The organism is uncultured Fretibacterium sp., from assembly GCF_938030725.1.
GTDB lineage: Bacteria > Synergistota > Synergistia > Synergistales > Aminobacteriaceae > Fretibacterium.
This window is the reverse complement of the sequence record NZ_CALHIQ010000051.1, coordinates 1-10,341: the sequence shown is the minus strand read 5'-3', so window position 1 is coordinate 10,341 and position 10,341 is coordinate 1. Positions and strand designations below refer to the sequence as shown.

At 66.0% G+C, this 10,341-nt stretch carries 9 protein-coding genes and 1 tRNA gene; all 10 read left to right on the top strand.

From position 1 onward, the window contains the following. The coding region (locus tag Q0629_RS03205; RefSeq protein WP_298778858.1) for a flagellar basal body rod C-terminal domain-containing protein at positions 1–217 on the top strand (217 nt) is incomplete at its 5' end. Positions 218–446: 229 nt separating this feature from the next. Beyond that, a complete protein-coding gene (locus tag Q0629_RS03200; RefSeq protein ID WP_298778856.1) occupies positions 447–3,827 on the top strand; it encodes a hypothetical protein in 3,381 nt (1,126 codons plus the stop codon). Between the two features lie 2 nt (positions 3,828–3,829). Next, complete coding sequence (locus tag Q0629_RS03195) at positions 3,830–4,600, top strand: GNAT family N-acetyltransferase (protein ID WP_298778853.1); 771 nt, start codon at positions 3,830–3,832, stop codon at positions 4,598–4,600. Between the two features lie 114 nt (positions 4,601–4,714). Then, the gene (locus Q0629_RS03190) at positions 4,715–5,203 is read left to right on the top strand and encodes a QueT transporter family protein (protein WP_298778852.1); all 489 of its coding nucleotides are present in this window, start codon (positions 4,715–4,717) and stop codon (positions 5,201–5,203) included. A 53-nt stretch (positions 5,204–5,256) separates the two neighbouring features. Further along, the gene (locus tag Q0629_RS03185) at positions 5,257–6,156 is read left to right on the top strand and encodes a DnaJ domain-containing protein (RefSeq protein WP_298778847.1); all 900 of its coding nucleotides are present in this window, start codon (positions 5,257–5,259) and stop codon (positions 6,154–6,156) included. A 125-nt stretch (positions 6,157–6,281) separates the two neighbouring features. Next, positions 6,282–6,355, top strand: a tRNA-Gln gene (locus Q0629_RS03180). A 91-nt stretch (positions 6,356–6,446) separates the two neighbouring features. Next, positions 6,447–7,793 (top strand): bifunctional UDP-N-acetylglucosamine diphosphorylase/glucosamine-1-phosphate N-acetyltransferase GlmU, encoded by a 1,347-nt coding sequence (glmU, locus tag Q0629_RS03175; RefSeq protein ID WP_298778859.1) that lies wholly within the window; start codon positions 6,447–6,449, stop codon positions 7,791–7,793. Positions 7,794–7,817: 24 nt separating this feature from the next. Continuing rightward, positions 7,818–8,777 (top strand): ribose-phosphate pyrophosphokinase, encoded by a 960-nt coding sequence (locus Q0629_RS03170; protein WP_298778843.1) that lies wholly within the window; start codon positions 7,818–7,820, stop codon positions 8,775–8,777. A 114-nt stretch (positions 8,778–8,891) separates the two neighbouring features. Next, positions 8,892–9,542, top strand: coding sequence for a 50S ribosomal protein L25 (locus Q0629_RS03165; protein WP_298778841.1), 651 nt, complete (start codon positions 8,892–8,894; stop codon positions 9,540–9,542). Between the two features lie 23 nt (positions 9,543–9,565). Next, positions 9,566–10,120 (top strand): aminoacyl-tRNA hydrolase, encoded by a 555-nt coding sequence (gene pth / locus Q0629_RS03160; protein ID WP_298778839.1) that lies wholly within the window; start codon positions 9,566–9,568, stop codon positions 10,118–10,120. Positions 10,121–10,341: the final 221 nt, after the last annotated feature.

Below are 10,341 nucleotides of genomic sequence, written 5' to 3'. Positions count from 1 at the left end.
GTTCCAGGAGACGGTGAACTCCGGAAACGCCAATATCGACGCGGCTGGCGTCAATGGCAAGGGCTCGATCCTGTCCCAGAACCTGGAGATGTCGAACGTGGACCTGACGGAGGAGTTCACTCACCTCATCATCGCCCAGCGCGGCTTCCAGGCCAACACCCGCGTCGTGACGGTGAGCGACCAGATCCTTGAAGAGGTCGTGAACCTGAAGCGCTGATCCGCACACCACAACAGGACAAACCGGGCGGCCCCGCGAGGAGCCGCCCTTTTCGTCTGCGCCCGCTTTCACGTCGAAGGCCGCTGTCCGAAGGCCCCGTCATCTCGCTTTTTGCCCCGAACTTCCGCGGATGGTTTATAATGAAAAGTCGTTTGGGGCACATCCTTCCACCGCGATTCTTCCGCTGACCGGTGCCCCGTTCGGAGACTTCCAGAGGAGGCCCTTTGTCTTGATACACATCCTTCAGGTGAAATTCGAGCGGCTTGAGGCGTCCGCGGCCCCTGCCGCAGGCGCGGAGGGCTGGCTGCTGGACCTCGATGAGCCGGCTGCCGCGGATGTCCTGCACGCGGACCCGCGCCTGCCGGACATCCTGGGGCTTGCGCTTTACGGCGCTGCGTGGCCCAAGGCCCTCGAGGTGGAGGAACCCCGGAGGGTGGAGGTTCTCTTTGAAGCCGAGGGGACGCGCCGCCGCGTTGCGCGCGAGCTCCGGCCGGAGGGCCCCGCGCCGGCCAGGGCCGAGGGAGGAAACGGAGGGGTAGAGGAGTTGATCTCCCTTCCGCCGGAGGCGTTCCTGCATCAGGTGTTGTTGGCCCAGCGCGGCTTTGCCTCGCTCCTGATCGCCCCCTCTTTGGACCGCGCGGCCCTGCTGGACGCCCTTGCGGGGCCCGCCCTGCGAGGGGAGGTCTCCGCGCTGTCCTGGCGGAGGTATCAGGGGCTTCGTCGCCGCGGCGCCTTCCCCGTCGCTCAGACTGAGGCCGCAGGCGACGAGCTGGCGCGGACGCTTGACGAGATCGCTGGCGTGGAGGCCCTCCTGGACCGCAGGGCCAGGGAGGTGCACTGCGGCTTTCTGGCCCGACGCGCGGCGGAGGAGGTTCGGGAGCTGGACCGCCGGCGCGGGGAGTGGGAGCGGGAGAAGGCGCTCTTTCTGCCGATGGAGCAGCGGTTGGACCGCGGGCGCAGGGCCCTGGAGCTGGGGGATGAGTACGAGGGCATCCGCCGGATGCGCCAGGAACAGGACCAGGCCCGCACGGCGCAACTGGCTCTGAAGGAGAGCATGACGGCGGCCAGGACGGAACTTCAGAACGCTGAGGAGGCCTTCACCGTCAAGGAGTCGGAGTTTCGGGACCGCCTGATCGCTCAGAAGCGCCTGGCTGAAACCGCGCTGGCGGTTCAGGATCTGGACCGCCAGCTCCGGGACCGACAGGAGGCGGTTCAGAGGCTGGAGGCCCAGCTGTCGCAGGCGGGGCAGGAGCTTCGAGAGCGGACGGCACGGCTTGAGGACGAGCAGCTGGCGGTTGAGAAGCTGAGCCTTTCCCTAAGGGAGGTCCGGAAGTCCCTTCAGCTCCACGCCTCCGACGAACGCCTCGCGACGGGCCTGCAGGGAATACAGAAGTGCTTCGGCCTCTACCGCGAAGCCCTGGAGCGGCGCAGTGCCTCCCGCGAGAGCTACGCCCTGGCTATTCGGAAGAAACAGGAGGCCCAGACGGCGCTGAACGACCGTCAGGCGATGTTCTCCGACGTGGCGCACCGGTTCACCGTGGTGGAGAAAAACTATCAGCGGGCCCAGACGTTCTACGAGTCCTCTCTGAAGGGGAAGTCGCTTGAGGAGTGGCGCAGCTCCTGCGATGAGCTCGTCCGGCGCTTGGAGGAGCTCGAGCGTTTGACGTCGCGCTTCCGGGAGGAACAGGAGCTCCAGGAGCGGTTGCAGGGTCTTCAGGCCCGGCGTCTGCGAATGCAGCAGGAAACGCGAGAGCTGAACATCCAGGACGCGACGCAGTCCGGCAAGGCGGAGGCGCTGCAGGAGGAGGTCCAGAAACTGGAGGGGCGCGTCCGCCTGCTTCAGGGGATGGAGGAGTTGAGCGGCATGAGGGAGCTCCTGGAGGACGGAGTGCCCTGCCCCCTGTGCGGTGCCATGACGCACCCCTATGCGTCGGGAACCGCCGTCCCGGAGGCGGAGGAGGTCAACCGACAGCTCAACGACGCCATGAAGGCCATGGAGGAGCTGAGGGCGGAGCTCAAGGGCCGGCAGTCCCGCGCGGGGTGGCTCGTCGGCGAGATATCCTCCATCGGACGTGGCGAAGAGGACCTGCGACAGGACCTGGAGCGGCTGGGCGATATCATCACGCAGAGCGTCGCGGCGCTGGGGCTGAAGTTCAACGTGGGGGTCCCGCCCCTTGAGGAGCTGGATCGCGTGCGCCAGAAGGTGCGTGACCAGCTTCAGCGCGCGCGAAACGCTCTGGAGGCCGCTTCGGCGGCGCAGCGCGATCGGGACGCCGCGGCGGACGAGCTGGCGCGGATCCGCGAGAGCCGCGAGGAACTGACGCGCTACCACCAGGAGGCGCTGTTCCAACTTCAGAGCGAGCGGTCCGAGGAGGCGCGGGTCGAGGGTGAGAGCCGCAGCCAGGAGGAGGCGTTCAACGCGCTGCGTCGGGAGCTGATCGCCCAGCTCTCCCCCTACGGATACAAGAGCATCCCGGACGAGAATCCCGAATCCGTCGTCAGGGCTCTGGAGGTCCGCGCCGCGGAGTGGCGGGAGAACGCGGCGCGTCGCGACGAGCTGGAGCGCCAGTTCTCCGCGGCTCAGGCCTCCGCGACGGCCGTCAGAAAGGAGCAGGATGCCTTCAAGCTGCGGAAGGAGGAGTTGATGCGGGAGCTGCGCACCGTCGAAGCGGAGCGGGACAGCCTGCAGCAGAAGCGGATCATCCTGTTCAACTCGAAGGACCCGGCGTCGGAGAAGGAGCGCATGGAGCGAGACGTGGAGGACCTGCGGCAGCAGCTCGAGGCCCGCCGCCTGGCACGGTCCGAGGGCAGCGCCCGACTTCAGGAGATCATGGCCTCGCTGCACGAACTGGAAACGAGGCTGGCAACGCTGCGGGAGGAACTTCAAAGGGGCGAGATCGCCTTTGGCAAGCACATGCTGTCCGTTGGCTTCAAGAACGAGAACGATTACATCTCCGCCTGTCTGTCCGGCGAGGAGCGGCGGGACCTTCAGAGGCGCCTGGGAGAGCTGGCGCAGACCGACCTGGACCTCACCGCCGCACGGGAGAATGCGAAGTCCCTCCAGATGGAACTACAGTCGCGCCTGGGCGGACTTCGCACCTCCCTGGGCGACGGCGACGCCCTCCTTCGCCGGCTGCTGGACCTGAACCGCCGGGCAGGGGAGCTCTGCCTCGCCCTGCCGAGGGATTCGGCGGCGGTGAAGCAGTATCGGGAGTTTTGCGAAGGGCTGCACCCGCGCCTCTGGGACCTTGAACTGAGCCTGAGCGGCGGGGACGTTCGGCGCGAGCTGAGCGAGTTGGTCTTCAGTGCGCTCCTGGAGTGCGCCAACGTCCGCCGCGCCGAGGCCGGCATGAGAGCCCTGACGCCTGGCGAGGCCCCGTTGACGCTGGGCCCCGGGGCGGAGGGTGCAGCCCTCTCTCTGGCCTGGGGGCTGTCGGACCTGTTCACCGCGGGAGAGCAAGTGGACCTGCGGCTCCTGGACGCGGAGCTTGAGGGCGCGAGCCCGGACGGACTGCAGCGTCTGAATGGTTTGATCTCTGCCTTGAGGCGGGACGAGGAGCGAGTGCTGCTCTGCCCCGACGTGGGAACCCGATGGACGCAGGGGGACTGAAAATGAACGACTGCTTTGGCGCCGTATGGAGCAACCTTGGGACCTTCCTGGGTGCGTTGAAGGGGCTTTCCGCCTCGGAGGCCATGGACCTGGCGCCGGAGGGGGGCTTCTGCCTCTCCACGCGCTCTCAATCCGCGTCGGAGAACTGGGTCTGGCTTCCGCCGGACCTCGTGACGCCAGAGCGGGCGGAGGCGGCCCTGCGCTTCTTTGGGGAGAGGGGCCTGCCCTTCGTGTGGCCGTTGCCCGGCGACTGCGGGGCGGCGGAAGCGCTGCGTGGCGTGGGGCTGAAGGAGGCCGGGCGGCTTGAGGCGATGAGCCTCCCCGCGGGCGCCGCCCCGGAACGTGGAGGGAAGGAGTTGACCTTCCGGACCGTGAGGACCCGCGAGGAGGCGCTGCGATGGGCGAGCGTCGCGTGGCTGGCCTTTGGCGGCGAGCCTCCCGTTCCGGTGTCTGTGTTGAACGGGGCGGAGGCCATGGCGGCCTCCCCGCTGAGGCTGGGGATGGCCATGGCTGGAGAGGAGGCCGTGGGGACGTTTCTCCTGTCCTCCTTTGAGGCGTCGCTCGGCGTGTACTACTTCGCGGTGCTGCCGGGGTACCGCAGGCGCGGCGCGGCCATGGCCATGATGGGGGAGGTCCTCCGCGCGGCGAAGGAACTGGAGGCGGAGCGGATCGTCCTCCAGGCGACGCCGGCCGGCGTACCCTTCTATCGGGCGGCGGGCTTCGAGGCCCACGGGGCGATCCCCCTCTTCTCCAACTCCGACGACGTTTTTTGAGAAAACGCTGATTCATCTTACGAAACCAGTGTTTTCTTGAAAAACAAGCGAAAATTTCCGCTTGACGCTATATAATATCAAGGCTAGTGCATAGGACGAGGGAGTGGTTTGAGCGTGAAGACGAGAACTCTGGCTTCGGGTGCGATGATCGCCGCCCTGTACGCCGTCCTGACCGTCGTGGTGGCCCCCCTGTCCTACGGGCCGGTCCAGTTTCGTGTCGCAGAAGCCTTGACGCTCCTCCCGCTCTACCTGCCGGAGGCGGTGCCGGGGCTCTTTGTGGGCTGTCTTGTGGCCAACGCCTTTGGCGGGTACGGATTGATCGACATGGCGGCGGGGTCCTGCGCCACCCTCTTGGCTGCGGTGCTGACACGAAGGGCCCCCAACCTGTGGCTGGGCGCCCTATCGCCCGTGCTGGTGAACGCGATCGTGGTCGGCGGCATGCTCCACCTCGTCGCGGAGGTCCCCTTGGGGCTGACCATCCTCTACGTCGGAGCGGGGGAGGCTGGCGCCTGTTTTTTGGTGGGGATTCCCCTGATGAGAGCGCTCATGCGGCAGGGCATCCTGTGTGGGAGGCACGGCGCCGGCATCCCATCCGGCCGTTAGGGAGAACGGTCGGGACCGTCGGCAGAAATTGCAGCTTTAGGAGGAAGTGTGCCTTGGATACCTACAAAAATTATTATATGATCCTCGGCGTCGAGCCGACGGCTTCCGCAGAGCAGATCAAGATTGCGTTCCGGCGCATGGTGAAGCTCTATGCCCCTGACGTCAACGCCAGTCCCCAAGCCCTCAAGCTCTTCGAGGAGGTCCTGGTGGCGTGGAACGTTCTCCGAAAGCCCGCCACCCGCCGCATGTACGATCAAAGCCTTGGCTTCAGCCAACAGGGAGGGGACGCCTATGGCGGCGGGACTATGGGAGGAGGTAACCCCTTCGCCCAATCCCCCTTCCCGTCCTACTCCGCTCAGCCCTCGTCTCCCTTCACCTCCGAGGGACAGGGTTCGCCCGTTCAGGGGCAGGCCACGGGGACGCAGAGGCCCGGGTTCCAGCGCCCTCAGGGCGCTGCCGGAGCTGGAGCGAGCTTTCAATCGCCACACAGGCCCTGGGAGACGGTGATCCGCTCCTCCCACCGGGAAACGGAGCGGCAGCGGGCAGCGGAGGGGAGGCGTCGGAAGCAGCAGGAAGAGTTCAGCAGCTATTTTGAGAGGAAGATTGTCACGTGGGCGCTCTTCCTGTCCTTTCCGCTCCTGATGGCCGCGGCCCTCTTCCTGCTGCCGGAGCCCTTTGACGCAAGGACCCTGCTGAAGGCGTTCATCTCCTCGCTGCTCTTCGGAAGTGCGTTCTGGCTGTTCTTCTGGGGGCTGCTCTTCTGGCTGCGACGGGAGTCCCCGGAGAAGAACTACTGGCCTCCCGTCGCGGCCGCGATTTCATCCTGCTCGCTGGGCGTGCTCTATGGCTGGTGGGCGCCCTGGTTCTTCCCCCTGGAGTCGGGGGGCCTGATGTGGGGGGGACCCTACGCCCTGATCTGTGTCCTCCTGGCGCTGATCGCCTCCCGCGAGTGACGCCTTGCCCCCATCGGAGTTGCGATGGGGCCGTGACCGGACCTTGACGTTCAGGGGGCTTTGGGCAATAATAACTTGTTTCATGCTGTCGGTGCCGTCCTGCAAACGGCGTCCTGATGTACGTTTGGGGTGTAGCCAAGCGGCAAGGCAACGGACTTTGGCTCCGTCATCGCTGGTTCGAATCCAGCCACCCCAGCCAAATTGAATTCCTGACGAGCGGGGGATATCCCGCTTGTTTTTTGTCCGTCCACGAGTGGGGTGAGTGCGTGAAGGACTTGGGCGTTCTTGTGATGGCCGCGGGAAAGGGCACTCGAATGAGGAGCGCGCTTCCCAAGGTGCTGCATCCGGTGCTGGACCGGCCGATGCTGGATTATCTCCTGCGAGGCGTCGCCTGCTGCGGCGCTGAGGCGACGGCGGTCCTGGTCGGTTCGGGAGGTGATCAGGTCGAGGCGCACCTGAAGGAGCGCTTCCCGGAGGTTGAGGTCCTGTGGCAGCGGGAGCAGCTGGGCACGGCGCACGCGGTGCTTACGGCGATGAGCTGGTGGGAGCGGTTCAAGACGGTCGTCGTCCTCAACGGGGACCTCCCGATGATGAGGCCGGAGAGCCTGCGGTCCCTGCTGGAACGCTGTCGGACGGAGGGGCCGGACTGTGCCGTCATCAGCTTCGTCGCACGCGACCCTGGGGCCTACGGGCGCGTCCTCCGCACCGAGTCGGGAGTGCGCGTCGTGGAGTACCGGGACGCCTCCGCCGAGCAGCGCAGGATGAACGAGGTGAACGCCGGCTGTTACGTCTTTCGTACGAGCGCCCTCAGGGGCGTGATCGAGCGCATCGGGAACCGCAACGCGCAGGGCGAGTACTACCTTCCGGACGCCCTGTCTCTGATGGCGGAGGAGGGGCGTCGCGTCGAGGCCTACCCGATGCCGGAGGAGGAGATGATGGGCGTCAACACGCAGGCGGAGCTGGCCCATGCCTCGGCCCTGATGCGGGACCGCATCGCGGCGTTCTGGATGGAGCGCGGCGTGAGGATGACGGACCCGGCCTCGGCCTGGATCGGCCCGGACGTCGAGCTGGCGCAGGATGTCGTGCTGATGCCGAACGTCCAGCTTTGGGGGTGCAGTCGGGTGGGCGAGGGGTCTTTCATCGGATCCGGCTCCATCCTGACGAACGCAGTGCTGGGCCGCGGGGTGACGCTTGCGGCCCACGTGCTGATCGAGGACAGCGAGATGAAGGACTTCTCGAAGGCCGGGCCCTTCGTCTACATTCGGGACGGGTGCTGTCTTGCGGAACGAGCCTTCGCCGGAAAGTTCGTGGAGCTGAAGAAGACCACGGTGGGGCAGGGGAGCAAGGTGCCGCACCTGTCCTACCTCGGCGACGCGACGTTGGGTCTGGGCGTCAACATCGGCGCGGGGACGATCACCTGCAACTACGACGGCAGGGAAAAACATCCGACGAAGATTGGGGATCACTGTTTTGTCGGCTCGGACACCATGTTCGTGGCTCCCGTGACCATGGGGAACGGCGCGGCTACGGCCGCGGGGTCTGTGATCACGGAGCCCGTTCCCGACGGTGCTTTGGGCGTGGGGCGCGCGCGTCAGCGCAACATCGACGGCTGGGCATCCCGCAGGGCTAAGGATTGAGCAGGGGGTAGGAGCGTGTCAGGAATGAAGGATCTCAAGATTTTTTCGGGTACGGCGCATCCGGATTTTGCCAAGCGCATCTGCAGCGAGCTGGGCGTCCGGCTCTCCGCCGCGAGGCACTATCGTTTCTCGGACGGCGAGCTGGGGCTCTCGCTGGACGAGAGCGTGCGGGGCGCGGACGTCTTCGTGGTGCAGCCCACCTGTGAGCCGGCCAACGACAATCTGATTCAGCTGCTGATCATGTCGGACGCCTTCAAGCGGGCCTCGGCCTACCGCGTGAACGCCGTCATCCCCTATTTCGGCTACGCCCGTCAGGATCGCAAGACCAAGCCGCGCGAGCCCATTACGGCGAAACTCGTCGCGAACCTCCTGACCCACAGCGGCGTGGACCGCGTGATCACAGCGGACCTGCACGCGGGGCAGATTCAGGGCTTCTTCGACATCCCCGTCGACCACCTGACCGGGATGCCCCTCCTCGCCTCCTACTTCCGCGACAGCCTGTCGGAGGATATCCCGAAGGGCGAGGTCGTCGTCGTTTCCCCCGACGTGGGAGGCGTTTCGCGAGCCCGCAGCTTCGCGATCATGCTGAAGTCGGACCTCGCCATCGTGGACAAGCGCCGCTCTCACGAGGTGGCCAACGTTTCGGAGGTCATGGACATCATCGGAGAGGTGGAGGGCAAGACGGCCATCTTGGTGGACGACATCATCGACACGGCGGGTACGATCTGCAACGCGGCCGCCGGCCTGAAGGAGCGGGGCTGCCGGAGGGTCTTCGCCTGTGCGACCCACGCGGTCCTGTCGGGGCCTGCGATGGAGCGCATCGAGAAGTCCGTCATCGAGAAGCTGATCTTCTCCGACACGATCCCCATGCCGGAGACCAAGCGCTCCGCCAAGGTGCAGCAGCTGTCCATCGCGCCGCTCTTCGCGGAGGCCATCATGAGGGTCCACAGCGAGCGGTCCGTGAGCAGCCTCTTCGACAATTAGCCCGAAAGTTCCAGGGCTGTTGTATAATCTTGTCCTGCCCGTCCCCGCAGGGGACGGAGTACTTTTGAGTGTGCAAAGGAGCTGTTGAGTGTGTCTGAGCGAGTAACGCTAGTGATGGAGCCCAGAGAAGAAACCGGCAAGGGAGCGAACGGGAGGCTTCGCAAGAAGGGGTACACGCCCTGCATCTTCTACGGGCCCCAGATGGAGAAGTCCGTCCAGGGCAAGCTGAAGACCAGGGACGTTGAGCGCATCCTGGCCACGGGCCGCTGGGAGTCCATGCGCCTGAACGTGACGCTGCCGGACGGCACGGAGGAGATGTGCATCATCCGCGAGGTGCAGGTCAACCCCCTTACGGACTGCCCCCTGCACGTGGACTTCCTGCGCCTGATCAAGGGCCGCAAGATCACGGTCAACATTCCCATCGAGGTCCTCGGCCGCGAGAGCGCGCCCGGCGTCAAGGACGGCGGCGTCCTTGAAACGCTGCGGGAGGTGGAGGTGGAAACCCTGCCCATGAGCATCCCGGACGTGCTTACCGTTGACGTCTCCGCGCTTCAGATCGGCGACGCCATCCACGTGCGCGACCTGGCCCTGCCGGAGGGCGTCGAGCTCAAGGCCGACCCGGACGAGATCGTGGCCGTCGTCGTCATGTCGAGGGGCGTCGGGGAGTCCGTGGCGACGGAGGTCGAGGAGCCCGCTGACGTCGAGGTCGTGGCCAAGGGCAAGGCGGCTAAGGAAGCGGAGGGCGACGGGGAGAAGTCCGAGTAGACACCCCTTTGGACTGAGCTCCCATGAAGTTGATAGCGGGGCTGGGCAACCCCGGAGAGGAGTATGCCTTCACGCGGCACAACATGGGCTGGATGTCCGTGGACCACCTGGCGCAGCGCCTTGGCCTGGGGAAGCCGCAGCTGAAGTTTCGCGGGGAGTTCTGGCGCGCCGGCTTCGGCATCCTCCTGAAGCCGCTGACCTTCATGAACCTCAGCGGGCAGTCGGTGCGGGAGGCCTTCGACTTCTACAAGCTTGCCCCGGAGGACATCCTGATCGTCTACGACGACCTGGCGCTTCCCTATGGGGGGCTCAGGCTGCGGGCTCAGGGCAGCGCGGGCGGGCACAACGGCCTGGCGTCCGTCCTGGGCGCCCTCGGAACGCTCTCGGTCCCGCGCCTGCGCATCGGACTGGGCAGCGGTCCGGGAAGCATGGTGAGCCGCGTTCTGGGGCACCTGACCGCCGAGGAGCGTGAGCTCCTGCCCTCCGTTCTGGACCGAGTGGAGGAGGCCGTTGAGGCGTGGCTCACCATGGGCGTTCAGAAGGCGATGTCGAAGGTGAACGGCCCTGCGGCCCCTTGAGGGTTTCGGGTTCTTTTGTGTGTCGAGGGGACGGGGCAGCCCGTCCCCTTTCTCTTACCTCCCGCCGAGCCTGAAATAGGCGAAAACAAAGAGGACGTGCGCGCGCTCCATCGCTATAATTTTTAGGGAAACACTGATTAAGTCGTTAAGAACTGTCAACCGCATGGGCTCCCTTCAGTGCCTGAAACTTCATCAGGCCGCGCGAAGCGCGTGGGGATTGG